This is a genomic window from Methylobacterium sp. J-118 (assembly GCF_057836565.1).
Map to the genome: position 1 here is coordinate 4,598,854 of NZ_JBYQFA010000001.1, position 26,453 is coordinate 4,625,306.

Sequence of the window (26,453 nt, forward strand, 5' to 3'; positions counted from 1 at the left end):
GGGCCCGCCGCCCCCGGATCGGCCGGCGGGCCGCCACCGCGCCGTCGTGGGTCCGCGAAGCTCAATCGCCGTGCCTGTGCAGGACGTCCTTCAGCGCCGCGGCGAGCCGGCCTTCGAAGAGAAGCGCCGATCCGTAGTGGGACTCGGGGTCGAACGCACGCTTGGCATTCATCACCGACGACGCACTCTGCAGCGCGATCAGGCGGCCCGCTGCATCGAACAGGCCCGACCCGGATCCCCCGTAGCCGTCGTTGCAATCGTGGCGGGCCCGGCGGATGTCGTCCTCGCTCGGCGGATCGATCCGCCGGATGGTGCAACCTTCGAGGCTGCTCGGGCCTCGATAATTCTCGTGTCCGGCCGGCGACACCATGGTCACGCGCACGGACACGTCCCCGGTCGGCAGGCCGGACGGTTCCGGCAGGGGCTGCGGCACGGCGTCCGCCGGACTGGCCAGCCGCAGGATGGCCCAATCGTCCGTGATGTGCAGGGCACGGGAATCCGGGGCGGTCCCGAGCAGGAGGCTGTCGGGGGCGAAGGCGTAGTTGCGCCCCCCGATCTGGAAATAGCATTCCGAGACCGCCCGCGTCGGCTCGAGGCGCCGGTCGCGGAAGTTGTGGGCGTTGAGGACGACCACGGATGGATCGGCCACCAGCCACGCGGCCGCGGCTTTCTGGGGAACCCCGTCCGGTCGGCGGCACCAGAGTACGCCTGCGCCCCTGTAGCGGTCGAGATCGGCGCCGGTCAGGTCCCGCCGGCCATCCTGCGGATAGAGCGCTGCCCAGCGGGCGTCGGCGAGGGCCGACGGCGCGAGGCCAAGCGCCAAGGCGAGGGGGATCGGAAGGTGCCGGATGCCCCGCAGCCACGCTCGCACGCGTCCCATCCCGCCCCCATCCCGCCCCCATCCCGGTCACGGCTCGCGGACACCGTGTTTCGACGCGCCCCCTGCCGCCGAACCGGCGTCCATTTCGGCGGGGAGCGCCCTCGCTGATGTCCACCATGAGTGAGCGCCGCGGGTCGCCCCGTCAAGCACAGCGCGCAGGTTCCACACGATCCATGGCCGATTGCCGAAACGTCCCGCAAACAAATAACCGACATCCCGGAGACATACCGCAAAAAATTTCTGTAAAACCGGTGAGCGATGCCGGTCGTAATAAGCCTTTTTTAAGAAGCTTTGAATGTCAAGCTCTTGCATCAGGCGAACGCTCATCGGGATAGACTTGGCGTTTATCTCGCGTCGCACAATCACCTGCCGCGAGGCCAGAAGGCGCGGCGGCCCGGCGAGGAGATGCACAATGAGATTGGGAAGGTTTTCACGATCGGCGTCGATCCTGGCGATGGTCGCGGTTGCGCCGATCGGCCTGGCGGGCATCGCCACCGCCGATGACAAGCTCGGCGACCTGTCGAAGAGCGACGAAAACTGGGTGATGCCCGGCAAGAACTACGACTCGAACAACTTCAGCGATCTGAAGCAGGTCAATAAAACCAACGTCAAGCAGTTGAAGCCGGCCTGGACGTTCTCCACCGGCCTGCTCAACGGCCACGAGGGCGCGCCGCTGGTGGTGGACGGCAAGATGTATGTCCACACCGCGTTCCCGAACTACACCTTCGCCCTCGACCTCGACGATCCGGGCCATATCCTCTGGCAGGACAAGCCGAAGCAGAACCCGGCCGCGCGCTCGGTCGCCTGCTGCGACCTCGTCAACCGCGGGCTCGCCTATTGGCCCGGCGACGGCAAGACGCCGCCGCTGATCCTGAAGACACAGCTCGACGGCCATGTCGCGGCGCTCAACGCCCAGACCGGCGAGACGGTGTGGAAGATCGAGAATTCCGACATCAAGGTCGGCTCGACGCTCACCATCGCCCCCTACGTGGTGAAGGACAAGGTGATCGTCGGCTCTTCGGGCGCCGAGCTCGGCGTGCGCGGCTACCTCACGGCCTACGACGTGAAGACCGGCGCCCAGGTCTGGCGCGCCTACGCCACGGGGCCGGACCAGGACCTGCTGCTCGCCGACGACTTCAACATCCGGAACGCCCATTACGGCCAGAAGGGCCTCGGCACGGCGACCTGGGAGGGCGACGCCTGGAAGATCGGCGGCGGCACCAACTGGGGCTGGTACGCCTACGACCCGGGCACGAACATGATCTACTTCGGCACCGGCAACCCGGCACCGTGGAACGAGACCATGCGGCCGGGCGACAACAAGTGGACCATGACGATCTTCGGCCGCGACGCCGATACCGGTGAGGCCCATTTCGGCTACCAGAAGACGCCCCACGACGAGTGGGACTATGCCGGCGTCAACGTGATGATGCTGTCCGAGCAGAAGGACAAGGACGGGAAGCTGCGCAAGCTCCTCACCCATCCGGACCGCAACGGCATCGTCTACACCCTCGACCGGACCGACGGCTCCCTGGTCTCGGCCAACAAGATCGACGACACGGTCAACGTGTTCAAGTCGGTGGACCTGAAGTCCGGCACCCCGGTCCGCGATCCGGAATACGGCACCCGGATGGATCACCTCGCCAAGGACATCTGCCCCTCGGCGATGGGCTACCACAACCAGGGCCACGATTCGTACGATCCGAAGCGTCAGGCCTTCTTCATGGGCATCAACCACATCTGCATGGATTGGGAGCCGTTCATGCTGCCCTACCGGGCGGGCCAGTTCTTCGTCGGCGCGACGCTGAACATGTATCCGGGCCCGAAGGGGGACCGGCAGAACTACGAGGGCCTCGGCCAGATCAAGAGCTACAACGCCATCACCGGCAAGTTCAACTGGGAGAAGATGGAGCGCTTCGCGGTCTGGGGCGGCACCACCGCCACCGCCGGCGACCTCGTGCTCTACGGAACCCTCGACGGGTTCATCAAGGCGCGGGACTCCGACACCGGCGACCTGCTGTGGAAGTTCAAGCTTCCCTCCGGGGCGATCGGGTATCCGATCACCTATACCCACAAGGGCACGCAGTACGTCGCGATCAATTACGGCGTGGGCGGCTGGCCGGGCGTGGGTCTGGTGTTCGACCTTCAGGATCCGACCGCCGGCCTCGGCGCGGTCGGCGCCTTCAAGAAGCTCGCCAACTACACCCAGATGGGCGGCGGCGTGATCGTGTTCTCGCTGGACGGCAAGGGTCCCTACGACGACCCGAACGTCGGCGAGTACCAGCAGGCTGCGAAGTAAGCCGCGACGCAGGACTTCGCCGGCCTCCGGGCCGGCGAAGTCTCCGGGGTGACGCCGACAACCCGCGGACACGCCCTGTCCGGGCCGGTGCGCCGACAATCAGAACAGCATCAGGGACAGACGCGCATGCCGCTCCTCGGCGGATCCCTTCGTGCGGCGACCTGCGCCGCAGCCCTCCTCGCCCTGCTGCCCCTGGGCGCGCAGCCCCGCGCCCAGGACTCGGAGGCACAGGCCATCCAGTCCGACGGCGCGACGGCGTCCGCGGCGCCGGCGGCCGATCCCGCGACCCTGAGGATCTGCGCCTCCGACAGGCAGCCCCCCCTGTCGCTGCGGGACGGCTCCGGCCTGGAGAACCGGATCGCCGCGGCGGTCGCCGAGGCGATGGGCCGGAAGCCGGTCTTCGTCTGGCTCAGCAAACCCGCGATCTACCTCGTCCGCGACGGGCTGGAGAAGGGCCTCTGCGACGTGGTCGTCGGCCTCGACAGCGACGATCCCCGGGTGCTTGCCACCCGGCCGTATTATCGCAGCGGCTACGTCTTCATCACCCGCGCCGACAGGGGCCTCGACGTGACGTCCTGGTCCGATCCGCGCCTGAAGACCGTCGACCACATGGTCGTGCCGTTCGGGTCGCCCGCCGAGGCGATGCTCAAGGATATCGGCCGCTACGAGGAGGACATGGCCTACCTCTACGGGCTGGTGGGCTTCCGCGCGCCGCGCAACCAGTACACCCAGATCGACCCCGCCCGCCTCGTCAGCGAGGTCGCCACCGACAGGGCCGCCGTGGGCGTCGCCTTCGCCCCGGACGTGGCCCGCTACGTCAGGGAATCGACCGTGCCGCTGCGCATGACGCCGGTTCCGAACGACAGGCGGCCGTGATCATGACGCGCTCGGTCGATCTGTCGGTCGCGGCGAATCTGGCGTTCACCGGCATGGCCGCCGCCATGCTGAACGCGGCCCATCCCGGCCTGCCGATCGGCGTCGTCGTCGGCGCCTGCCTCGCGATCGGGCTCGCGCTGGGGGCGGTGAACGGGCTTCTCGTCTGGCTCCTGAAGCTGCCGCCGATCGTGGTGACCCTCGGCACGCTCAGCATCTATCGCGGCCTCGCCTTCGTCCTGTCGGGGGGCGCCTGGATCAACACGTTCCAGATGTCGGAACGCTTCCTCGCGTTTCCGAGGACGGAACTGGTCGGCCTGCCGGTTCTGGCATGGCTGGCGATCGCCACGATCGCCGGCGCCTCCATCCTGTTCGGCTGGACGACCTTCGGACGCGCGCTCTACGCGACCGGCGGCAATCCGACCGCCGCCACCTATGCGGGCATCGACACCGGGCGCACGACCTGCCTGGCCTTCTGCCTCTCGGGCATGCTGGCGGGCCTCTGCGGCTATCTCTGGGTCTCGCGCTTCGCCGTCGCCTATGTGGACGTCGCCGCGGGTTTCGAACTCGACGTGATCGCGGCCTGCGTCATCGGCGGCGTCTCGATCGCCGGCGGCATCGGGTCGGTCGGCGGCGCGGTCCTGGGCGCCCTATTCCTCGGCATCCTCAAGAACGCGCTGCCCGTGCTCGGCGTCTCGCCGTTCTGGCAGATGGCCATATCGGGCGTGATCATCATCGCCGCCGTCATCCTGAACACCCGGACCGAGCGCAGCCGCGGCCGCGTGATCCTCAAGCGGATCGATCGCCTGGAAGGGGTTCGGGCATGAGCATCGCCGACCTCTCGCCCGTCCGGGCCGACCCGCCGGCCGCGCCGGCTTTCCGCCGCCTGCCGGACCGGGGCCGGTCACGGCTCGCCGAACGCGCGACCAGCTGGGACGCGTTGCTCTTCGTCCTGTTCGTCGCGATCTTCTGCGCCAACGCGCTGGCGTCGCCCTACTTCCTCGATATCTGGAACATCTCCGACGCGACGTTCAATGTCACCGAAAAAGCCATCGTCGCCCTGGCGCTGGCCTTCGTCATCCTCTGCGGCGAGATCGATATCTCGGTGGCCGGCACCATCGCGCTCGCCTCGACCGTCATGGGCTGGCTCGCCGGCACGGGCGCCTCCATGCCGGCGGTGGCGCTCGCCGGCCTCGGCACCGGGCTCCTCTGCGGGATCGTCAACGGCGCGCTGGTGACCGCGCTCGGCCTGCCCTCGATCGTGGCCACGATCGGGACGATGAGCCTGTTCCGCGGCCTCGCCTACGCGATCCTGGGCGACGGCGCCTTCACCGCCTATCCCGCCGGCTTCGCGTTCTTCGGCCAGGGCTATGTCTGGGAATGGCTCTCCTTCGAGTTCGCCACGTTCCTCGTCCTGGCGATCGCCGCCGGTCTCGTGCTCCATCGGACCGCGCTCGGGCGGAGCGTCCGGGCGATCGGCTACAATCCGGCGGCGGCGCGCTTTTCCGGCCTCCGGGTCGCGCGCATCACGTTCCTCGCCTTCGTCGTGACCGGGTTGGCCGCGGGGCTCGCCGCCGTGATGCTGACGAGCCGGCTGGGCTCGACGCGACCCTCCATCGCGCTCGGCTGGGAACTCGACATCGTCACCATGGTGGTTCTGGGCGGCGTGTCGATCACCGGCGGCTCCGGCTCGATCGTCGGCGTCGTCCTGGCGGCCTTCGTCATGGGGCTCATCACCTTCGGCCTCGGCCTCCTCAACGTGCCCGGCATCATCATGTCGATCGTCATCGGCCTGCTCCTCATCGGCGTGATCGCGCTGCCCGTCATCGTCGGGGGCATCGGGCGCCGCGTGTCCGCGGGCCGGCCATGACCCCCGCGCTCGCGACTCCCGCGCTGGAGAAGATCGCCTTTCGCATGATCCTGAAGCCGGGGGCGGAGGCCGCCTACCGCGCCCGGCACGATGCGATCTGGCCGGACCTCGTCGCCCTGCTGCGCCAGGCGGGCGTGCGCGACTATTCGATTCATCTCGACGCCGAGACGAACCACCTCTTCGCGGTTCTCTGGCGGCCCGTGGACCACGGCATGGACGCGCTGCCCACGGCGGCGATCATGCAGCGCTGGTGGGACGCGATGGCCGACCTGATGGCGGTCGGGCCCGGCAACGCGCCGGTGGCGGTGCCGCTCGAAACCCTGTTCCATCTGGCATGAGCGCGCATCCTCCGCGCTTCGTCGCCGTGATCGACGTCGGCAAGACCAACGCCAAGCTCGCGCTGCACGATCTCGCGGCCGGCCAGGACATCTTCGTCGCGACCACGCCGAACACGGTTCTGCGCGACGGGCCCTATCCCCATGCCGACACGGAGCGGTTGTGGCGCTTCCTGCTGGCCGCGCTCGCCGAGTGCGCGCGCGGCCATGCGATCGACGCGATCTCGATCACGACCCATGGCGCCTGCGTCGCCCTGGTCGATGACGACGGTCTGGTCCTGCCGATCCTCGACTACGAGAGCGCCGCGCCCGAAAGCCTGCGGGCCGACTACGACCGCCTCCGGCCGCCGTTTTCGCAGACCTGTTCGCCCCGGCTGCCCAACGGGCTGAATGTCGGCGCGCAGCTCTACTGGCAGGAACAGACGTTCCCGCAGGCCTTCGCGCGCGCACGCCGGATCCTGTTCTATCCGCAATACTGGGCCTGGCGGCTGACCGGCGTCGCCGCCTGCGAGGTCACCTCGCTCGGCTGCCACACCGATCTGTGGATGCCGGTGGAGGGCGGCGTCTCCGCCCTCGCGACGCAGCGCGGCTGGGACCGGCTGCTGGCGCCGATGCGCAGCGCCTTCGACGTCCTGGGTCCGCTGAAGCCCGCATGGGCCGATGCGATCGGGATGAGCGGGCGCAAGATCCCGGTCCATTGCGGGATCCACGATTCCAACGCCTCGCTGCTGCCCTATCTGCGCGCCACGCCGGCGCCCGTCACGGTCCTCTCCACCGGGACCTGGATCATCGCCCTCGCCGTGGGCGGCGCGACGCGGCGTCTCGATCCGCGCCGCGATACCCTCGCCAATGTCGATGCGTTCGCCCGGGCCGTGCCGTCCGCCCGCTTCATGGGCGGGCGCGAGTTCGACGCGCTCACGATCACGGGCACCGTCTCTCCGACGCCGGCCGATATCGCCGCGGTGCTGGATGGCGCCGTGATGGCGCTGCCGAGCTTCGCGCCCGGAACGGGCCCCTATCCCGATGCCGCGGGCACCTGGACGCAGGATCCCGCCCAGCTCACCCTCGGCCAGCGGACGGCCGCCGCCAGCCTCTATTGCGCGCTCATGACGGCGCGGATGCTGGAGATCCTCGATGCCGGGGGCGGCACGGTCGTCGAGGGGCCCTTTGCCCGCAACCACGTCTTCCTCGATGCGCTCGCGACGCTCACCGGTCGCCCGGTGACGGCCTCGACAGGCTTTGCCGGGACCACGACGGGCTGCGCACAGCTGGCGACACGACCCGGCGATTTCGGCCGGATGTCCGACGGCGCCGTTTCCACCCGCGCCGCCGCGCCCGATGCGCGGATTGCAGCCTATGCGCGGCGATGGCAGGAGCGGGCGGCGACAGGGGCATAGACCCCGTTCATCCCAGAACCCGAACGTTCCAGGCCTGACAGGTCGCTCGCCATCGGCAACCGATACCGTGAGGCAGGCATGCGCCCGTCCATAAGCGCGGTCGGCGGCGCCTACGACAACGCCATGGCCGAAAGCCTCTTCTCCACGCGCGAATGCGAAGTGCTCGCCCACCGACGCTTCCGCTCACAGGCGGAGGCTCGGAGGGCCTGGTTCAGCGACTTCGAGCGCCTCTACGATCCGCTGCGCCGACACTCAGCGCTCGGCTACCGCTCCCCCGCCGTCTCCGAGCAGGAGACAGATCGTGAACTGTCATCCGAAGCTCTGCTCAGCCAAGCCCCCAACCGTCCACCAAGGCCGAAGCGACCCTAGTTGGTCTTGGCGCCGAGTTCACCGAGGTGGCGTTGGACGATGCGATGGGTTTCGGTGGCGAAGGCCTTCAGATCCGGGTTGGTGCCGGATTTGGCCTCTTTGGCGAAAGCGGCACCATCCGCATCGTGGATCGCCTTCATGTCCTTGACGTAGGCGGCGTCGAAGGCCGCACCCGACAGCCCCTTCATCCGGTCTAGCCGGCCCTGGAACTCGGCGTTCAACGTATCCGGAACTGAGAGCCCGGCGCCGGTGACAATCGACTTCAGCTTGTCGCCCACGAGGCCATGGTCATGCGCCTCGGTGTTACCCTGGTCCTTGATATCCTGCCGAGCGCCTTTGCCCTCAGCGAGCTTTCCAAGCTCGACCTCGTACATCCCACCCTGCGAGACTTTAGCGACGAAGGCCTTGTCCTCATCGGATACAGTCGCAGCTCGGGCGGCTACGAGCCCAGCAAGCGAGAGGGTCGCTGCCAGAAGGAGGCGAGCGGTCGGTCGGCTGTAAGGCATGGGATGAAACTCCTGTCACGCGACACCAACGCCCTTGCTATCTGTATGATGCATCACGGTTTGCTGATCTTGCAGGGGGGCAAGGCCTGGTGCTTTGCGCCGTACCCGGATCGCTGCCACGCAGGCCATAGTTAAGGCTTGCTTAAGACCGGTGTGGCAAGAACAGCACGCGTGTGTGCGATCGCGTCGGAACCTTCTTAATGAACGCCCTACCGCTGCGTCGGACCGCCCTTCTGTCGCGCCGCGAGGAAGCCCTGGCGCGAGCGTCAGCGGGTCTATGGGAGTGCCGTCTGCGCGACGAGGCGCTCGAATGGACGGGCGGTGTCTACGACCTGTTCGACATCCCGCGTGGTACACGCTTGCAGCGCGCACGGATCCTCGACTTCTACGAACCAGCCTCGTTCCGCCTGTTGTCATCAATCCGGAGGCGGGCGCTGGCGACCGGGGCGGATTTCCGCCTCGACGCAGAGATCGTCACCGCCCGCGGGCGACACCGCTGGATCAGAATAACGGCGTCCGTCGAGACGGAGGGTGGCCGGCCAGTCCGGATTTTCGGGCTCAAGCAGGACGTCACCGAGGAGATCACTCGGTTCGCCGAACTCAGCAGGCAGGCTCAGCGTGATGCCCTGACCGGTCTGGCCAATCGGGGTGCCTTCGATCAGCGGCTTTCGGAGGCAGCTGGGCGTGCTCCGATCGGCGCGCTGCTGCTCGTAGACCTCGATGGCTTCAAAGGTATCAACGATGCCTACGGACACGTAGCAGGCGACCTTTGTATCCAGGTTTCGGCCGCACGGCTCAAGGAAACCTGTCCGGATGCCGCGCTCGTGGCCCGCATCGGCGGCGACGAATTCGCGGTGCTGATCGCTCAACCCGTTGATCGGTGGGCGGTGGAGGCGCTGGGTTGGCGCATCCGTGCAGCGCTCGGGCATCCGATCCCGGACGGCGGGCGCCAGCTGCGCGCTGGCGCGTCGGTTGGCATCGCGTACAACGAGGCCAGCTCCGGCGATGGTGCTCCAGCCGAGCTTTTTACCCGGGCCGACGCGGCCCTCTACGCCGCCAAAGCGGCTGGTCGGAATACCGTGCGGATTGATCGCGAGCCGCCACCGGCGCTCCCCAGAGTGCAGCCGCGTCGAGAAGGTCGCTGCTGACATGCCGGAGCGATCCGACGAGGAACGCCTGATAGAGGCATGCGATCGGCCGATTGCCGCCTCGGCGTAGGACCGCAGCCATAGATGCGGGCATAGCCCTGGATCTGCCTGGATGTTCGGTCCCGCTGTGTGGTGGTGCGACCGATGCCGCTTGAACGGACGCGCCATGGGACAGGTTCTCCACGGCAGCGCCACGACGCCTGAGACGGTCCGGCGGGCAATCCCAGCTGGTCAAGAGAGGGTGAGGGCCGCCGCCAAGCGCGACAGCGCCACGATGGTGCAGAGGTGGCGCTCACGCCAGACCAGCCAGAGCGCCGATGGGGCCGAAGGAGCCCCGCTCGAAGGTGCTCAGCCTGGAAGACGAGGCGGTTATCGTCGCCTCCAGCGGCAGACCTTGCTGCCGCTGGACGACGGCCTCGACGCGCTGCCGCCGAGCCTGCCGCGCACCACAGGCCGGAACCGAACATCCCGCCGCTGAAAGCGATGAAAAGCGCCCACCCTGGTGTTCCAGGTGTGGGCTTGTTGCGACTGCGCCGACGAAGCCGCACCGCGAGACCGTATCTCCGGGTCGCGGCGCTGCACCTTCGGCGCTCAGCCCCCAGCCGATCGCTGACAGCTGTATCGGTGCTTATGATTAACGAATCGTTGCCTCCGGCAGGCGTCCTCGCCGGGCTGTTAGCCCCGCCGCCCGATCTGATCACGGGCTGCCGGGGCTGATTTCATCGCGAGACGGTTTCATGCAGACCCGTCCAGACCGGGGCATCAGGATTTTCTCGGGCGACCGTGCCGATTGCGGTCGCGGCTGTTTGGCCACCCTCTCACGGATGGCCCCACGGCTCACCAACTAAGAGAGATGATCACCTTCAAACCGAACCCCCACAAGCTGCGGGTCACACCATCCACGAAGGAGCCCGGTCGGTTTGATTGGTCGATCACGCGTGACGACGTGATCGTGCGCCAGTCGGTTCGCTCCTTTGGTTCGGAAGGGGCTTCGGAGGCGAACGGCGATGCGGCGCTCCGGGACGTCACATCGCGTTGGCAGAATGCGTGACCGCTGCGGACCGGGGAAGGGACCTTTTGAGAGACGCCCGAGTTCGGGTCTGGACCCGATCAGCACCCGAAGGCGATGACGGCGGCCAGAGCGACGGCTGAGGCGTAGTTGCGGGCGAGCTTGTCGTAGCGGGTGGCGATGCGGCGGAGGTCCTTGAGGCGATTGAAGGGGCCTCGACGCGCCGGCGTTCACGATAGCGCCTTTTGTCGTGGCGGATCCTTCTCTTGCGGCCGCGCTGGCCCGGGATGATCAGCGTGATGCTCCGCACGCGCAGATCCTTGCGCAGCCGATCGGCGGCGTAGCCCCTGTCGGCGCTCAGGCGGCGGATCCGGCCGGGCGCGTCGGCCAGGACGGCGGGGGCGGTGGTGACATCGCGGGCATTGCCGGCGTCAGCAGGCGGACGCCGCGCCGGCCGAGGACATCTGTGAGGGCGTGGATCTTGGTCGTCCGGCCGCCGCGCGACGGGCCAATGGCCTGCGCACGCGCCCCCCTTCACCGCCGTGGGCGGAGCGATGCGCCTTCACGGAGGTGCTGTCGATGGCCGTTGCCTCGCCCGACCATCCGGCTCGGACCAACGCCGCCAGCATGGCCCTCCAGAAGCCGCGCCGTGACCACCTGTCGAAGCGGTTGTAGACGGTGGTGCGTGGGCCATACGCGGCCGGGCAGTCGCGCCAGCGGCAGCCGGAGGTGAGCACGTGCAGGATGCCGGAGATGATCTGCCGGTCGTCCTTGCGCGCCGGTCCGGTTTGATCCTTCGGCAGGAACGGTTCGATCACCGCCCACTGCCCATCCGAGAGCCAGAGCAGGTCCGCCATTGCCGCCTACGCGCTGCACGCGGCGGCCCTGAGTCACACCATCACAGAGCCTGCAAATGCTTGATGCGGTTCACACCCTCGGGCTCCGTCCTTCCGAGATCCGAAAATGACGACTTGAATATGTGTGATTGATCAAGCCATATCTCGGACATCCGCAGGCGCCCATGATCTGCGGATAATGGGGTTGTGTCGACGGGGTGTCTTTCTCTCTTGCATCATCCAAAGGGCGGTCGCACATGACGGACGTGCATTGGAATCGTATGGATGTACAGCCGTCAAACGCTCTCGGACGATTCCCTGCAACTGTATTATTGCTCATGCTGGGTGCAATCAGCGCCACCATACCGCGCGAGAGCCGCAGTGCGGATTTGAGCAGGTCCGCACGCGGTCTTCGCGGGATGCCTTTTTAGGCTGCGCGGATCGAGGCGAGGAACCGTCCGACCTCGGCGTTGAGGCTCTCGGACTGGCGAGACAACTCCGATGCCGCATTCAGGACCTGACTGGCGGCGGCGCCGGTTTCCTCGGCGGCGCCGGCGACGCCGCTGATGTTGCTCGTGACCTCAGAGGTGCCCGCCGAAGCTTGGCTGACATTGCGGACGATCTCCTGCGTCGCGGCCCCCTGTTGCTCGACGGCGGCGGCAATCGACGTCGCGACACCGCTGATTTCGCGGATCCGACCCGTGATCTCGCCAATCGACGAGACTGCATGACCCGTGGAGCTCTGGATCTTTGTGATCTGCCCGGCGATATCGCGGGTCGCTTTGGCGGTTTGCTCAGCGAGTGCCTTGACCTCAGAAGCGACCACGGCGAAGCCCTTGCCGGCGACGCCCGCCCGCGCCGCCTCGATCGTCGCGTTCAGCGCGAGGAGGTTGGTTTGGCTGGCAATGCTCGAAATCAGGCCGACCACATCGCCGATCTCACCCACCGACGCACTCAATTCGCGGACGAGCATTCCGGCCTGATCGGCTTCACCCACGGCGACGCGCGCGAGCTCGGCCGAGCCGTTCACCTGGCGTCCGATTTCCTGCACCGACGAGCCAAGCTCCTCCGCCGCGGCCGCAACGGTATTGACGTTCGATGCCGCCTCTTCGGCCGCGGCCGCCACGGTCGTGGACTGACTGGCAGTTTCCGTGGCCGTCGCGGTCATCGATTGTGCGGTGGCCTGCAATTCGGTCGCGGACGACGAGACCATGCCCACGATGCCCCCCACGGCACGATCGAAGCTGTCGGCGAGCTCGATCATCGTCCGGCGTCGCTCCGCGACCGCTACCGCGTCGGCGCTTCGTTGCAGATCGGCCTGCTCCGACGCCGTCTTGGCGACCATGGCCTTGATACCTTCGACGGCTTTGCCGACCGCGCCGATCTCGTCGCCGCGCTGGGCTTCGGCGATGGGCGCATCGGTCTCGCCCTGCGCCATCCGCTGCAGCACCGACACCAGACGGCCCAGAGGGCGGGCGATCAGGACGAACACGAGGGCTGACAGCAGCAGCGCGATGAAGACGCTGGCGATGCTGCCAGCGATGCTGGTGAAATACGCCGTATCGAACGCTTGCTGCTGCTCGGCACTGCGGCGAGCGAGGAGGTCGTGCTCCGTCTGCGCAATTTCGGAGGCACGGGCGCGGAGGGCATCCATAGAGGACTTCCCAGCTCCACTCGCCTCGATCTCCCGGGCCTTCTCGAGATGCCCAGCTTCGGCGCTGGCGATTTCTCGGGCGGCAACCCCGTCCGACCACGCGTCCGCGGCCTGCTTCAGGTTGACGAGTCGGCCCTGCTGGTCGGGATTGTCAGACGTTAGCTGCTTGACCCGCTCGAAGCTCTCGCGGAACTCAGTCTGACCTGACCGATACGGAGCTAGAAACTTTGCGTCGCCCGAGATGAGGTAGCCGCGGACACCGGTCTCTTGATTGACCATAGCGGTCGTCGCAGCATCGAGTGACCGCAGAACCTGAAACGTGTGTTCCGTCATGCGGATGTTTGCGTCGATCGACTTCAGCCGTCCATAGCCCAAGGCGCTGCTTCCGAGCGTGACCGCGGTGAGGGATAAGAAGGCGGCCGTCATCTTGGTCGTTATCTTGAGATCGGAAATAAAGCGCATGGCTTTGACCTTTTGCACTATGGTATGTCTGTTTTCGGTCGGGTCAGCCTGGCGTATAATAGGTTAAGATCGGCAAAATTGAATTCGCTAACGCGTTAATTTGGATTAGGGTTTGATGATTTCACAACCGCCGGTTACGTTTTCGGAAGGCGCCCGCCTTGATCAAAATAGACCAGTATTCCGAGGCCGAAGCATTTTTCGCAAAGGGCCAAAGCCCGGAATGCATTGATGTGCCGCACCATTATGCCGGCGTGACGCAGATATCCGCTTGAGTTGCGACATATTGCGCTTATTTCAAGTTGCATCGATCGCGCCATGTGGCCGAAAGCGGAATGGCCGCTTTCGGGTGCAAAGACGGATCAGCAGCCGCTCGGCGGCGCGATTATGCCGACACGATGTCCGATGGCTGTCTGTGTTGACCCGTCCCGGCCGCCGAGCCGCCGGCCGTTTCATGGAGGTCAGTTCCGGCGGTCTCGGGCAGGACCAGGGCCGCGCAGAAGGCGACCCCGTAGGCGCAGAGGGCGCAGGCTCCCATCGCCGTGCCGAGCGGCAGGCTTGCGGCCAGGATGCCCACCGTGGCGGGCACGACCGAGCCGAAGCCGCGGCCGCCCCCGAGGCAGAAGCCCTGGCCGCTCGCCCGGATCGCGGTCGGGAACAGCTCCGCGAAGGTCGGCAGCATGCCCGAGGCCAGGGCCCCCTGGAACGCGCCCAGGAAGAAGCTCAGGACGATGGTCGTGGTGAGGCCGATCGGCGCGAGCAGGAGAATCGCGACGTTGCCGGACTGCAGCGCGAGGAAGGTCATGAAGGCGGGGCGGCGGCCGATCCGGTCCGACAGCCAGCCGTAGAGCAGTGGCCCGACGAGGGAGCCCAGGATGTTCATCGCGAGGTAGCCGGTGCTCGACTTGATCGAGAGGCCGAGGGCGGTGCGCAGGTAGGTCGGCAGCCACGTGATCATCACGTAGGCGCCGCCGAAGATGCCGGTCGACATGATCGCGGCGGCGGCCGTGCGGCGCAGGTGCCGGCCGGTGAAGATCGTCCAGAACGGCGGCGGCACGGCGCCGTCGCGCTGCGCAGCCCGCGCCTCGGCGTAGATGCCGGATTCCGGGACGAGCCGGCGGATGAAGAAGACGAGCCCGGCCGGGATGACGCCGATGGCGAAGAAGACGCGCCAGCCCGTCTCCTCGGAGAACAGGGACGCAAGGACCGGCAGCAGGCTGACCGAGATCGCGTAGCCGACCGCATAGCTGCTCTGGACGGAGGCCGCGACGCGCCCGCGCAGGGCCGGCCGGATCACCTCGCTGATCAGGACGCCGCCGACCGCGGCCTCACCCCCGTAGCCGAGGCCCTGCAGGAAGCGGACGAGGGCGAGGGACCAGAAGTCGCTCATGAACGCCGCCAGGCAGGTGAAACCCGCGACCATCAGGATGGTGACCTGCAGGATCCTGACCCGACCGATCCGGTCGGCCAGGATGCCGGCGGCCCAGCCGCCGACCGCGGCCCCGGCGAGGGAGGCCGTGGCGAGGTATCCGGCCTCGGCCTGCGTCAGGCCGAGCGTCGCGATCAGCGCTGGGATGACGAGGGCGTAGATCGTCGTGTCCATGGCATCGAGACCGAATCCTGCGAAGCAGGCCCAGTAGGTTCGGCGCTCGGTCTGATCGAGCGTGTGGTACCAGCCGAGCTTCCTCATGACGCGTCTCCTCCGGCCATCCGGGATCGTGCGCCGCTCGGGCTGCCGGCCGGGCGGGCTGCACGGTTGAACCGGTGCCGTCTCTTCGCGGACGGTCTGCCGGCTTCTATTTCGGCGTTCGTCAGTCCTGCCGATCGTCCACGTATTCGAGGCCCGCGGCGGCCAGCGCGTCGCGCATCGCATAGAGGTCGAGGCCGAGTTCCCCGGCCGCGAGCCGGGCGCGCTTGGCGACCTCGTTGGCGGCCCGCGCCTCCGCCTGCGCGGCGACGGCTTCGGCCTCGGCATGGGGCACGACCACCACGCCGTCGTCATCCGCCACGATCGCGTCGCCCGGCCGGACCAGGGCGCCCGCGCAGACCACGGGGACGTTGACGCTGCCCAAAGTCGCCTTGACCGTGCCCTTGGCGGAGATCGCCCGCGACCAGACCGGGAAGCCCATCGCCTTGAGCGTGCGCACGTCGCGGCAGCCCGCGTCGATCACCAGGCCGACGCCGCCGCGCGCCTTCAGCGAGGTGGCCAGCAGGTCGCCGAACATGCCGTCGGTGTTGTCGGTCGTGCAGGCCACCACCAGGACGTCCCCGGGGCGGCACTGCTCGATCGCCACGTGCAGCATCCAGTTGTCGCCGGGCTGCGCCAGCACGGTCACGGCGCTGCCGGCGATCGCGGCGCCCTCCCAGATCGGGCGCATGTAGGTCTTCAGGAGGCCGGTACGCCCCTGCGCCTCGTGGACCGTGGAGACGCCGTGCCCGGCGAGCGTCGCGGCGACGGCCGGCGCGACGCGGGGGATGTTGCGGACGACGACGTTGCTCATGCCAGCTCCTCCAGCGTCATCGGGAAGAGGCGCTGATAGGCCTCGCCATAGGTCATCGCCGTCCCGGAGTTGCGGCCGCCCTGGACGCCGCGGTTGAGGGCGACGCGGGTGTAGTATTCCCAGAGGTGTTTCTGCGCCGCGAGCACCTGAAACGCGCGGAATTTGGTCTCCCACACGGCATCGATGTTCAGGATGACCTGGGGCTTGAAGTTGCACTGCTCCGGCTGGTGCGGCTCGAACAGGAACACCGGCGGCGCGGCGTAGCTGCGGTCCGGGTCCGGCTTGTGCCCGGCGGCCTGGGCGATCACCCGGGCCTCCTGCGCCACGTGGGCGGCGACCGGATGGTCGAAGTTGTACGGGTCCTCGAGGGCGTGGGTCAGTACGAAGGCCGGACGCTCCTCGCGGTAGACGTCGACCAGCCGGTCGAGCACGGCCTCGTCGACGCGCAGGGGATAGTCGCTGACGTCGAGGAACTCGATCGTGGCGCCGAGGATGCCGGCCGCCTTTTCGGCCTCGGCGCGGCGCTGGGCTTTCACGTCCTCGAGGCGCACGCCGGCCTTCTTCCAGGCCCACTGGCTCTCGCCGCGCTCGCCGAACGACAGGCAGACGATCTTCATCCGGTAGCCCTTGCGCGCGTGCAGGGCGATGGCGCCGCCGGCGCGCCAGACAAAGTCGCCCGGATGGGCTGTCACGACGAGACCCGATCGCGCTGCGGCCGCCATGTCTCATCCCTCCCGAAGCGTGCGTCGCCCCTCGCGCGCACTATTGTGCATGCAGCGCTAGCGCCCCCCGCCCGAGCAAACAAATGATTAGATTGAAGCTATTGATGCACGTGATCGAATAATACCTGCCGGTTCGGAACGGTCCGGCGCGATGCCCCGCCACCCGGTTCTGCCGGGAGGCTGCGCGGTCAGAGCGCGTTGAAGTAGGCCTGGATCATCCGGGCCAGGCTCTCCGCCACCGCTGACAGGGTGTGATGGCGGCGCGTCACGATGCCGATCGTCCGCGCGATGCTCGGCGCCCGGAGCGGCACGGCGACGATCTTTGCCTCGTCGGCGGCCTGAAAGGCCAGGCGCGGCACGACGGTCACACCCAGGCCCCCGCGGACCATGCCGATGGCGGTGGCGACGCGGTGCACCTCGTAGGCCCAGGTCACGTCCGCGTAGCGTCCGCCCAGCCCCGCCGCGATGAGCAGGTTGTTGCCGGTCTGCTCCCCGATCTTGATCAGGATCTCCCGGTCCAGCGCGGACCACGTCACCACCTTCGCGTCGGCGAGCGCGTGATCGGCCCGGCACACCAGCACGAAGGCTTCCTGGTGGATCGGGGTGATATCGAGGTCGTAGTGCTGGGCCGACATGATGGTGATGCCGAATTCGGCCTCGCCCGCCCGCACGCGCTCGATGATCGCGGTGGCCGACTGATCGAGGACACGCACCAGCACGCCCGGGTGAGCGGCGCTGAACCCCTGCAGGATGACGGGCAGGTGGTGCCCGGCGATCGTCGGTAGGCAGCCGAACCGGACGACGTCCTGGCTCTCGCGGCCCTGACGCCGCAGCGTCCCGAAGATCTGGGACAGCTCGTCGACGATGCGCTGCACGCTCGGCAGGAGCTCGACGCCGGCGGGCGTCAGCGTCACCTGCCGCGTCGTCCGGGCGACCAGCCTGACGCCGAGTTCGTCCTCCAGCTTCTTCAGGCGGTGGCTCAAGGCCGCCTGCGACAGGCTGAGGCTGGCCGCGGCCCGGTTGAAGCTGCCCCAGTTGGCGATGCTGAGGAAGGCCTGCAGGCCCAGGAAGTCGATCCGCTCCATCACCCCTCGCCGTCGAAACGCGGCGCCAGCACTCGCACGGACGGAGAGGCCGCCGCTACGGATCGGCCCGCTGCCAGCCGACTGCGAGGCGAGGCCGCGGATGCCGCCGAGGCTCAGGCGAAGAGGCTCGTGAGGACCACGCGCATGTCGGGGACCGCCTCCAGGTTCCGGACGGTTGACACGATCCGCCCGGCCCGCTCGCGCGGCAGCCCGGCGAAGTCGGCGCAGCCCTCGAACTTGGCCACGGTGTCGTCGAAGCTCATCGGCTTCTCCGGGCTGCCGCGGGCGAAGTCGCCCTGACCCGAGACCGAGCGCCCGTCCGTCAGTCGGACCTCGACGTAGCTGCGCATCTTGTCGGCGCCGGCCGCGTCGGCGTCCGGGTTGTTGTAGAAATCGACCCGCTCGACCATGGCCTGCAGCTCCGGCCGGTTGACCACGTCGTCCTGGAACTGCCCGAGACCCGCCTTGCCGAGCACCAGCAGCACGGCCATGCAGTACTCCATGCTGAACTTGGCCTGCAGGCCCGTCCTCGGCTGGTGATGGATCAGCGTGTTGAGCATCTGCCGGTTGGTGCCGACCCGGACCTGCGCCACATCCTGCGCCCGGATGCCGTGCTGCGCGATGAGCTCCGCCATCACGTCCATGGCGGGGTGCGTGAGCGAGCCCGAGGGATAGGGCTTGATCGACACGCCGGGCGAGCGCAGCGACCACGGCCGACCCAGGCGGCCGACGATCGCCCCGGGATCCCAGCCGCCCCCGAAGGCGGCGAAGAAGCCGCGCTTGGCCTCCAGGATGTCCTCGGCCGCCGTCCAGCCCAGGGCCGCGAGGTCGGTCGCCACGATGCCCGCCTCGGCGGCATGGCCGGCCTGGAACGGCTTGGTCATCGTGCCGAAATTCTCCCGCAGGCCGCCGGCCTCGGCGCCGGCCACCCCGAAGGCGTTGCGCAGCTGCTTGGCGTCGAGGCCGCGCAGCTTCCCCGCGGCCGCCGCCGCGCCGAACACCCCGCACATGCTGGTGGAGTGGAAGCCGCCCTCGTAGGAGCGGGGCGCGATCGCCTCGGCGAGCTTCGTGGCGACCTCGACGCCGAGATGATAGGCCAGCATGAAGTCGCGGCCGGACTTGTTCAGGGCCTCTGACAGCGCCAGGGCGGGCGGCAGGGTCGGCACCGTGGGATGGGTCAGCAGGCCGTAGACGCGGTCCTTCGCGACGGCGAGTTGCGTATCGTCGAAATCGTCGGCGTGGATGGCGACGCCGTTGGCGAAGGCGGCGAAGCGCGGGGCGGCCTGCAGGGTCGTGCCGAGCACGGTGGAGGGACCGTTCAGCACGCCGAGATCGGCGAGGTAGCGGCGCACGATCGGACCGGTCTCGGCCTTCTCGCCGGCGATGGCGAGGCCGAACGCGTCGAGGATGTGTTGCTTCCCGAGCGCGATGAGTTCTGGCGGCAGGTCCTCGTAGCGGGCCGCGACCACGAAGGCGGCCATCTCCGCCGTCACCCCGGCGGTGCCGGCCGGCGCATCCGCGGCGAAGGCGCGTCGGCGCGCGCCGGGCAGGAGGCTCATCCCGGCGCCGAGCGCCGCCAGACCGGACAGAAATCGCTTGCGGCTCAACGTCATCATCGGATCCTCCCGGCTCGGGTCTCGTCGCGTGGCGCGGGACGCACCGTCTCCGACGCGTCCCCGAGTTCGCTCAGCTCAGGCGCAGCAGGCCCGCGACGTCGCGCATGGTCCCGACCGTCTCGATCGCTAGGACGGCGTCGATCAGCCGGGACGTCCTGTCCGCGCCGAGGACCGGCGCCATCAGGTCGCGGCACTTGGCGACCACCTCCGCGCGCGGCATCGGGTTGTCGGCCGTGCCGCGGACGGCCAGCACTTTGTCGGACAGGACTGTCCCGTCGTTCAACGCGATCTCCACGATGGCGGCGCGGGCCGGTTCGAGGCGTTCCAGCGCGTCGCTCGGGATCAGCCGGACCTTGGCGCGCATCCGCAGCACGGTCGGATCGGCCATGCGGTCCCTGTCGTGCGCCGCCTGGAACGAGGCCGTCCCGTCGAGCAGCATGATCGCCACCATGTGCTGGAGGCAGATATCGGGCATGTCGCGGTTGTCGACGACCCGCGCCTCGGTATGGGCCACGCGGACGGTGACCGATTCGATGGCTTCGGCGTCGACGGACCGGCGCTGCAGGATGTTGCTCAGGGCATCCAGCGGCGCCTGGATCGGGGAGCCCACCGTCCACTTCTTGATGTTGGTACGGGCGATCTCGTAGCGCTCGCCCAGCTCCGCCGTCAGCGCGTCCAGGCGGGCATCGGGCGCGTAGGCCAGGAAGTAATTGTCCGGTCCGGAGAAGATGTCGTCGAGGCCGGTGCATCCCGCCTTCACCATCAGCGCCGCGGTGAGGCCGCTGCGCGCGGGCATGCCGGCGAACACGAAGGACTTCTCGATGTGCTGCGTGTCGCGGGTCCAGGCGCCGATGCCGGAGGATTGCTGGGCCGCGTAGTCGAGGACCCAGCGCATCTGCTGCGCGTCGAACCCGGCGGCGCAGGCGGCGGCCGCCGCGGCCCCGAAGGCGCCCGCGATGGCGTGGGTGCTTTTGTGGCTGGTGTTGCGGAACGGGATCGCGTCGAAGCTGAGGGTGACCCGCGGGCCGACGTCGTAGCCCAGCGTCACGGCGCGCAGGAAGCGCGTGCCGTCGATCCCGAACTTCTCGGCGGCGGCCAGCGCCGCCGGCACGATCGGCGCGCCCGGATGCGACTGCGAGAACTCGTTCGAGTCATCGGTCTCGTCCGAATGCGCCAGCATGCCGTTGACCAGGGCCGCCACCAGCGGATCGGCCGTGGCCCTGGAGGCGACGAGCGTCGCATCACCGGAGCCGCCGTAGGAGGCCGCGAAGCCGTAGGCGGCCTTGGCCGGTAGGAGTCCGGAGCCCGACACCATGGCGGCGAAGGTATCGAGGATGTGGTGCTTGGCCGTCTCGACGACCGCGTCCGGGAGCGCCCGGTCTCCGGCCGCGCCCATATAGGCGCTGAGCTTGGCCATGATTGGGCTGACGGTCCCACCGGCAGTGCCTTCGGCCGCGGAGGCGCGCAGCGGCACGGTCCCCAGCAGGGTACCGGCGCCTTGCAGCAGGGCCCGGCGACTCGGTCCCATCAGGTGGCCTCGGTGTGACATCGGTTCTCCGGACGGCGGGTGGAGCGGGGGGGGGGGTTCAGGCGCGGTCGGGGATCGGCGAGAGCACGGCCGCGCCCGAAAAGAAGGCGGCGAGGTTGCCGACGACCTGCCCGATCGTCGCCTCCATGGTCTCGGGCGAGCGGCCGGCGATATGGGGCGACAGCACGATGTTGGGCAGGGCGCGCAGGGCCGCCGGCACCACGGGCTCGCCCTCGATCACGTCGAGCCCCGCGCCGGCGAGGCGGCCGGCACCGAGGGCCTCGACCAGGGCGTCGGTGTCCACCACGGAGCCGCGCCCGACATTGACGAGGAAGCCGGCCGGCCCGAGCGCGTCGAGGGCCGCGCCCCCGACGCAGTGGCGGGTCGCAGCCCCGCCCGGCAGCGCCACGAACAGGACGTCCGCCCAGGCGCAGAGGTCGCTGAGGCTCGGCGCGTAGTCCCACGGGACGTCCGGGACAGGCCGGCGGTTGTGGTAGCGCACCGCCATGTCGAAGCCGGCGCAGCGCCTGGCGATCCGGCCCCCGATCCCGCCGAGCCCCAGGATGCCGGCGCGCTTCCCGTGCGCGCCCGGTCGGGCCGTGCCGCCCTCCCGCCAGCGGCCCGCCCGCACGGCGGCGTCGAAGCGCGGGATGTCGCGCAGCACCGCCAGGAACAGGGCGAGCGCGTGGTCGGCCACGCAATCCGCGTTGGTGCCGGTGCCGTGCGTGACCACGATCCCGCGCGCGCGGGCCGCCGCGAGGTCGACGCCCTCGTAGCCAACGCCCTGGGCGCAGATGATGCCGAGATTCGGCAGGGCCGCGATCAGGGCGGCCGGGATCAGCGTCGTGCCATTGGTCACGATCGCCCGGACGCGCTCGCCGGCCCGCGCGGCGACCTCTGCGCGGGCGTCGGGCGTGAGGGCCTGATGCACGGTGAAGTGCGCCCGCAGCCGGTCGAGGGCGAAGGGCGCGAGGTCGATCGCCAGAAGCACGTCCGGCTTGGGCCCGCCCGCTCCGCCGGACCGCGACGCCTCATCGCTCATGCACGCTCCTTCCTCGCAGGGGTCAAGTGTTCGCCGCGGCCGGAATCCGGTGCAGGCGGTCAGGCCCGAGTTCGGACAGGGCGTTCACGCCGAGCAGGCCCATGTTGCGCCCGACCTCGTCCTTCAGGATCGCGATCGCGCCTTCGACCTCGGGGCTGCCGCCCAGGGACGCGGCGTACAGGAAGGGCCGCCCGACGAAGACGAAAGACGCGCCCAGCGCCAGTGCCTTCAGCACGTCGGTGCCGCGGCGGAAGCCGCTGTCGATCATCACCGGGATCGTGCCGCCGAGTGCAGCCACCGTCGCCGGCAGGGTGCGCAGGGGCGACACCGTCCCGTCGAGCTGCCGGCCGCCGTGGTTCGACAGGATCACCCCGTCGGCGCCGAGATCCCGGGCCGCGACCGCGTCGGCCGCCGCCATGATCCCCTTGACGACCAGCCGGCCGCGCCAGCGATCCCGCACCAGCCGCAGGTGATCCCAGCACAGGTGATCCCGGTTGCCGAAATCCCGCAGCACCGAGGCGGACAGGATCGGCGCCCCCCGCGCCGCGTGGGAATTCTCGAAATGCGGCATGCCGTGGCACGCCAGCGTGCGCAGGAACGTGCCGACGGTCCAGCGCGGGCGCAGGAGCCCGTCGAGGGCGAGCCGCAGGCTCGGCCGGAGCGGGGTCGAGAAACCGGTGCGGGTGATGTTCTCGCGGTTGCCGGAGATCACGGTGTCGACGGTCACCACAAGCGTGCTGAAGCCCGCGGCCGCGATCCGGTCGATCAGAGCCACGATCCGGTCGGGCTCGCCGGGCAGGTAGGCCTGGAACCACGCCTCCGGATTGTGGGGGATCACGTCCTCCATGCGGATGAGCGAGGACGCGCTCATGATCATCGGCAACCGGGCCGCCCGCGCGGCCGCGGCCAGCGCGATGTCCCCGCGATAGGCGGCCAGGGCGCTCAGGCCCATCGGGGCGATGCCGAACGGCGCGGCATAGTCCCGGCCGAACAGTGTGGCGGCGGTCGTGCGCGCGCCGACCCCGACCAGCACGCGCGGCACAAACCCAACTTCGCGCAACGCCTGCCGGTTGTCGTCGATCGCGGCATTGGTCTCCGCGGCGCCCGCGATGTAGCCGAAGACCGGCCGCGGCAGATGCCGCCGCGCCGCCGCCTCGTAATCGGCCAGGGCCAGCGCGATCGGCTTGCCGGGCCGGCGCGTCCCCGCGGCGGTCTCGGTCGCCGCCGTTCCGGGGACAGCCTCGGCATGGCCGGCCAGTCTCTTGGCGCCTGACGCCATCGCTCTCCATTCCGGTGATGGGCTGGACGTCCCCGCACCGGGGGGCGGCGGGGTTACGCCCGTATCTTTCACAAGTGTGTAAGATTGGATGCTCGCTGTCCATAGGCATCGACGGGCGACACAGATCGAGGCACGCGGCGGATGCCGGAGCACGACCGATCGCATCGCCCTCTGAGAGGACCGAACCAGCGTTCCTTGGGACTGACGAGCGGCTTGGCGAACCCTGAGATCTGATCCTTGAACGGTACGGGGCCGGCATCGAACTATTTCATATCTGTGCATTGCGATCGAATCCGCAGCAGGCCATCACGGGCACCGGATACGAGCCGGAGGATGCCGATGAGCCGCGACTGCCTACCTCCGGAGGCGCCCGAGCCCCCGGGCTTCGCGCTCCCTGACGGTGCCTGCGACAGCCATACCCACGTCTTCGGGCCCTATGCGCGCTCCCCCCTCGCGGAAGACCGCAGCTACACGCCCCCGGAGAATGACGGCGCCGCCCTGGTGCGCCAGCTCGACGCGATGGGCCTCGCCCGATGCGTGATCGTTACCGCCAGTGCCTACGGCGACGACAACCGCGCCATGCTGGACGCGCTCGCGGTGGCTCCGGACCGGCTGCGCGGCGTCGCGGTCCTGTCCGAAGGCGTCGGCGAGGCCGACCTCGACGCCATGACGGAGGCGGGCGTGCGCGGCGTACGCGTCAACCTGTTCCGCCGCAACGGACGCCAGGTTTACCGCAACGGCATGGGGCTGGACGCCCTGCGGACGCTCGCGCCCCGGTTGCGGGCGCGGGGATGGCACCTCCAGGCGTGGCTGCACGCACCGGACCTGCCCGAGCTCTGGCCGAGCCTGACAGCCTGCGGCATGCCGGTGGTGATCGATCATATGGGCCGTATGAGTACGGCGCGGGGCGTCGCTGATCCGGGCTTCGCGCTGCTCTGCCGGCTGGTGGCGGACGGCACGGCCTGGACCAAGATCTCGGGTGCCGACCGCCTCACCGAAGCCGGTCCGCCCTACGGCGATGTCGATCCCTTCGCCGCCGCACTCATCGCGGCCAATCCGGAGCGCCTCGTCTGGGGCAGCGACTGGCCGCACATCAACTACTTCGGCGGCGCGAGCGACCACGGCGTCCCGTCCGACGCGGATCTGCTGCGGACGCTCCGGCGCTGGACGGACGACAGCGCCCTGCATCGCATCCTGGTGGACAACCCGGCCGCGCTCTACGGATTCCCGTGAGTCTCCGCGCTACCGGCGCCCTCCGCCTTCCGGTATCACCGACCGGTCAGACGAAGAGGCGGGCCAGCCGGACCGATGCGGGTCATGTGTTTCATGGATGTGAATATCGTTCGTGCGGTGCTGGCGCCGTGACGGTGCGCGCGGACGTCCCGACCGAGTCGCAGGGCGCGGCCGTGAAGTCGGCGCGCCGGGTGGTCGAGGTGCTGGAGCATTTCGACCGTGTCCAATGCCCGCAATCGCTCACCGAGATCGCGGGGGCCCTGGGCTACCCGGCCTCCAGCACCCTGGCCCTGCTCAAGAGCCTGCTCGCCCTCGACTACCTCTCGTACGATTTCGAGCGGCGCACCTACAGCCCGACCATGCGGGTCGCCATGCTGGGCGCCTGGGTGCAGGCCTGCGTCTTCCGCGACGGGGTGCTGATCCGGCTGATGGAGGCGCTGCAGGAGGCGACCGGCGAAACGGTCGTGCTCGGCATGCAGAACGACCTCCACGTCCAGTACATCCACGTCGTCCAGGCTCGCCACCTCCTGCGCTACCACCTGCATCCCGGCACGTTCCGGCCGATCCACTCCACAGCCGCCGGCCGAATGCTGCTGGCGCACCAGTCCCGCGACGCGATCGCCCGCCTCGTGCGTCAGCTCGACCGGCGCGGCGGCGTGACCCTCGACCTCGACGCCTTCTGGGACGGCCTCCAGGCAGTCCGCGCCGCCGGCTACGCGTGGTCGGCCAATCAGGTCACCGAGGGCGCCGGGACCATGGCGGTGCTAGCGCCGAAGATGGCCGACGGGCGTGCCACGGTCCTCGGAGTCGCCGGCCCCCTGTCGCGCCTGGAACCCAACCGGGCGCGCATCCTCGCGGGCCTGCGCGGCATCGTCGGCCCGCCGGTCGCAGATCTGAAAAATTCACGGTTGTAAATTTTTCGGAGTTGAGCGACCCTCCGGTCAAGACGCGCCGGTGCTTCGGGACCCCTGTGGCCTGCGCCGGCGCCGAAGACGGGAGGAGACGGATGACGAGCGGCATCGCCGAGCTTCGGGGGAAGCGCTACGATCTCGATCTGCCCTCGATGCGTGATCGGGTCTCGCCGGAGGAGTGGGAGGCGCGGATCAACCTCGCGGCCTGCTACCGGCTGGTCGCCCTCTGGGACATGACCGACATGATCGCGAACCACATCTCGGTGCGCGTCCCCGGTGAGCCGGAGCATTTCCTGATCAATGCCTACGGGCTGCTCTACGAGGAGATCTCCGCCTCGAACCTCGTGAAGATCGATTTCGACGGCAACATCGTCGACAAGCCCGACTTCGACTATGGCGTGAACCGTGCCGGCTTCGTGATCCACAGCGCGGTCCACCGGGCCCGGCACGCGGTCGATTGCGTCATCCACACGCACACGCCGGCCGGCATGGCGATCTCCGCCATGAAGTGCGGCCTCCTGCCGATGACCCAGACGGCGATGCGCTTCTCGACGGTCGCCTACCACGATTACGAGGGCGTGGCGGTCGATCTCGACGAGCAGAAGCGCCTCGTGGACGACCTCGGCGACGCGGATCTGATGATCCTGCGCAACCACGGCCTGCTGGTGGTCGGGCCGACCGTGCCGCAGGCCTTCAGCAACATCTACCGGGCGGAACTGGCCTGCAAGGCGCAGCTGATGGCGATGGCGGCGAGCACCGATCTGGTCCTGCCCTCCGACGACGTCATCGCCAAAACCAACCACCTCTACCGGCCCGAGGTGCGCCGCCCGTTCGGCGTCCTCGAATGGCCGGCGCTCCTGCGCAAGCTCGACCGGATCGACCCGACCTACCGGGATTGACC

At 68.9% G+C, this 26,453-nt stretch carries 21 protein-coding genes and 5 pseudogenes; 13 read left to right on the plus strand and 13 right to left on the minus strand.

Annotated elements, in window-relative coordinates:
- Positions 1-61: 61 nt before the first annotated feature.
- Together AC3IF3_RS22500 and AC3IF3_RS22505 are read right to left on the minus strand one after the other, a co-directional pair.
- Positions 62-880: a S1 family peptidase gene (locus tag AC3IF3_RS22500; RefSeq protein WP_243967419.1), complete on the minus strand. Its 819-nt coding sequence runs from the start codon at positions 878-880 to the stop codon at positions 62-64.
- 27 nt (positions 881-907) lie between these two features.
- The gene (locus AC3IF3_RS22505; RefSeq protein WP_489231388.1) at positions 908-1,375 is read right to left on the minus strand and encodes a hypothetical protein; all 468 of its coding nucleotides are present in this window, start codon (positions 1,373-1,375) and stop codon (positions 908-910) included.
- Here AC3IF3_RS22505 and AC3IF3_RS22510 point away from each other — a divergent pair.
- From AC3IF3_RS22510 to AC3IF3_RS22540, 7 genes and pseudogenes are all read left to right on the plus strand, one after another.
- Positions 1,299-3,179: a methanol/ethanol family PQQ-dependent dehydrogenase gene (locus AC3IF3_RS22510; RefSeq protein ID WP_243967444.1), complete on the plus strand. Its 1,881-nt coding sequence runs from the start codon at positions 1,299-1,301 to the stop codon at positions 3,177-3,179. The genes AC3IF3_RS22505 and AC3IF3_RS22510 overlap by 77 nt on opposite strands.
- A gap of 126 nt (positions 3,180-3,305) precedes the next feature.
- A pseudogene (gene moxJ, locus AC3IF3_RS22515) lies at positions 3,306-4,043 on the plus strand (methanol oxidation system protein MoxJ); the annotation flags it as partial.
- Positions 4,043-4,879, plus strand: a pseudogene (locus tag AC3IF3_RS22520) (ABC transporter permease); the annotation flags it as partial. The pseudogenes moxJ and AC3IF3_RS22520, both read left to right, overlap by 1 nt.
- A complete protein-coding gene (locus tag AC3IF3_RS22525) occupies positions 4,876-5,922 on the plus strand; it encodes an ABC transporter permease (protein WP_489230377.1) in 1,047 nt (348 codons plus the stop codon). The pseudogene AC3IF3_RS22520 and the gene AC3IF3_RS22525, both read left to right, overlap by 4 nt.
- The gene (locus AC3IF3_RS22530) at positions 5,919-6,260 is read left to right on the plus strand and encodes an L-rhamnose mutarotase (protein WP_489230378.1); all 342 of its coding nucleotides are present in this window, start codon (positions 5,919-5,921) and stop codon (positions 6,258-6,260) included. Before AC3IF3_RS22525 ends, AC3IF3_RS22530 begins: the two co-directional genes overlap by 4 nt.
- Entirely contained in the window at positions 6,257-7,654 is a 1,398-nt protein-coding gene (locus tag AC3IF3_RS22535) for an FGGY-family carbohydrate kinase (protein WP_489230379.1), read from the plus strand. Before AC3IF3_RS22530 ends, AC3IF3_RS22535 begins: the two co-directional genes overlap by 4 nt.
- Positions 7,655-7,696: 42 nt before the next feature.
- Positions 7,697-7,948, plus strand: a pseudogene (locus tag AC3IF3_RS22540) (integrase core domain-containing protein); the annotation flags it as partial.
- A gap of 71 nt (positions 7,949-8,019) precedes the next feature.
- Here the strand turns inward: AC3IF3_RS22540 and AC3IF3_RS22545 are convergent.
- Complete coding sequence (locus AC3IF3_RS22545; protein WP_489218308.1) at positions 8,020-8,529, minus strand: DUF4142 domain-containing protein; 510 nt, start codon at positions 8,527-8,529, stop codon at positions 8,020-8,022.
- A gap of 200 nt (positions 8,530-8,729) precedes the next feature.
- Here AC3IF3_RS22545 and AC3IF3_RS22550 point away from each other — a divergent pair, with 200 nt between their 5' ends.
- The 3 genes and pseudogenes from AC3IF3_RS22550 to AC3IF3_RS22560 all read left to right on the plus strand — a co-directional run bounded on the left by AC3IF3_RS22550 (position 8,730) and on the right by AC3IF3_RS22560 (position 10,728).
- Positions 8,730-9,677: a diguanylate cyclase domain-containing protein gene (locus tag AC3IF3_RS22550; protein WP_489230380.1), complete on the plus strand. Its 948-nt coding sequence runs from the start codon at positions 8,730-8,732 to the stop codon at positions 9,675-9,677.
- A gap of 166 nt (positions 9,678-9,843) precedes the next feature.
- Positions 9,844-10,128, plus strand: a pseudogene (locus tag AC3IF3_RS22555) (IS481 family transposase); the annotation flags it as partial.
- A gap of 402 nt (positions 10,129-10,530) precedes the next feature.
- Complete coding sequence (locus AC3IF3_RS22560; RefSeq protein ID WP_243967434.1) at positions 10,531-10,728, plus strand: hypothetical protein; 198 nt, start codon at positions 10,531-10,533, stop codon at positions 10,726-10,728.
- A 59-nt stretch (positions 10,729-10,787) separates the two neighbouring features.
- Here AC3IF3_RS22560 and AC3IF3_RS22565 read toward each other — a convergent pair.
- The 10 genes and pseudogenes from AC3IF3_RS22565 to AC3IF3_RS22610 all read right to left on the minus strand — a co-directional run bounded on the left by AC3IF3_RS22565 (position 10,788) and on the right by AC3IF3_RS22610 (position 23,408).
- Positions 10,788-11,543 (minus strand): annotated as a pseudogene (locus AC3IF3_RS22565) (IS5 family transposase).
- 406 nt (positions 11,544-11,949) lie between these two features.
- Positions 11,950-13,638, minus strand: coding sequence for a methyl-accepting chemotaxis protein (locus tag AC3IF3_RS22570; protein ID WP_489231354.1), 1,689 nt, complete (start codon positions 13,636-13,638; stop codon positions 11,950-11,952).
- A gap of 382 nt (positions 13,639-14,020) precedes the next feature.
- Positions 14,021-15,325, minus strand: coding sequence for an MFS transporter (locus AC3IF3_RS22575; protein WP_489230382.1), 1,305 nt, complete (start codon positions 15,323-15,325; stop codon positions 14,021-14,023).
- Between the two features lie 121 nt (positions 15,326-15,446).
- Positions 15,447-16,136 carry a 4-carboxy-4-hydroxy-2-oxoadipate aldolase/oxaloacetate decarboxylase gene (locus AC3IF3_RS22580; protein WP_489230383.1) on the minus strand — a complete coding sequence of 230 codons (690 nt, stop codon included), beginning with the start codon at positions 16,134-16,136 and terminating at the stop codon, positions 15,447-15,449.
- Entirely contained in the window at positions 16,133-16,858 is a 726-nt protein-coding gene (locus AC3IF3_RS22585; RefSeq protein ID WP_489230384.1) for a PIG-L deacetylase family protein, read from the minus strand. The genes AC3IF3_RS22580 and AC3IF3_RS22585 overlap by 4 nt, the downstream gene beginning before the upstream one ends.
- Positions 16,859-17,046: 188 nt before the next feature.
- The gene (locus AC3IF3_RS22590; protein WP_489230385.1) at positions 17,047-17,943 is read right to left on the minus strand and encodes a LysR family transcriptional regulator; all 897 of its coding nucleotides are present in this window, start codon (positions 17,941-17,943) and stop codon (positions 17,047-17,049) included.
- Positions 17,944-18,056: 113 nt separating this feature from the next.
- Entirely contained in the window at positions 18,057-19,559 is a 1,503-nt protein-coding gene (locus tag AC3IF3_RS22595) for an MmgE/PrpD family protein (protein WP_489230386.1), read from the minus strand.
- 70 nt (positions 19,560-19,629) lie between these two features.
- Positions 19,630-21,087, minus strand: a complete 1,458-nt coding sequence (locus tag AC3IF3_RS22600) for an MmgE/PrpD family protein (protein ID WP_489230387.1) — start codon at positions 21,085-21,087, stop codon at positions 19,630-19,632.
- A 58-nt stretch (positions 21,088-21,145) separates the two neighbouring features.
- Entirely contained in the window at positions 21,146-22,129 is a 984-nt protein-coding gene (locus AC3IF3_RS22605; protein ID WP_489230388.1) for a 2-hydroxyacid dehydrogenase, read from the minus strand.
- Between the two features lie 22 nt (positions 22,130-22,151).
- Entirely contained in the window at positions 22,152-23,408 is a 1,257-nt protein-coding gene (locus tag AC3IF3_RS22610) for an alpha-hydroxy acid oxidase (RefSeq protein WP_489230389.1), read from the minus strand.
- Between the two features lie 339 nt (positions 23,409-23,747).
- On the opposite strand from AC3IF3_RS22610, the gene AC3IF3_RS22615 reads away from it, so the two are divergent.
- The 3 genes from AC3IF3_RS22615 to AC3IF3_RS22625 all read left to right on the plus strand — a co-directional run bounded on the left by AC3IF3_RS22615 (position 23,748) and on the right by AC3IF3_RS22625 (position 26,451).
- Positions 23,748-24,641, plus strand: coding sequence for an amidohydrolase family protein (locus AC3IF3_RS22615; protein ID WP_489230390.1), 894 nt, complete (start codon positions 23,748-23,750; stop codon positions 24,639-24,641).
- Between the two features lie 128 nt (positions 24,642-24,769).
- Positions 24,770-25,555 carry an IclR family transcriptional regulator gene (locus tag AC3IF3_RS22620; protein WP_243966113.1) on the plus strand — a complete coding sequence of 262 codons (786 nt, stop codon included), beginning with the start codon at positions 24,770-24,772 and terminating at the stop codon, positions 25,553-25,555.
- Positions 25,556-25,647: 92 nt separating this feature from the next.
- Positions 25,648-26,451 carry a class II aldolase/adducin family protein gene (locus AC3IF3_RS22625; RefSeq protein ID WP_243966104.1) on the plus strand — a complete coding sequence of 268 codons (804 nt, stop codon included), beginning with the start codon at positions 25,648-25,650 and terminating at the stop codon, positions 26,449-26,451.
- Positions 26,452-26,453 lie beyond the last annotated feature (2 nt).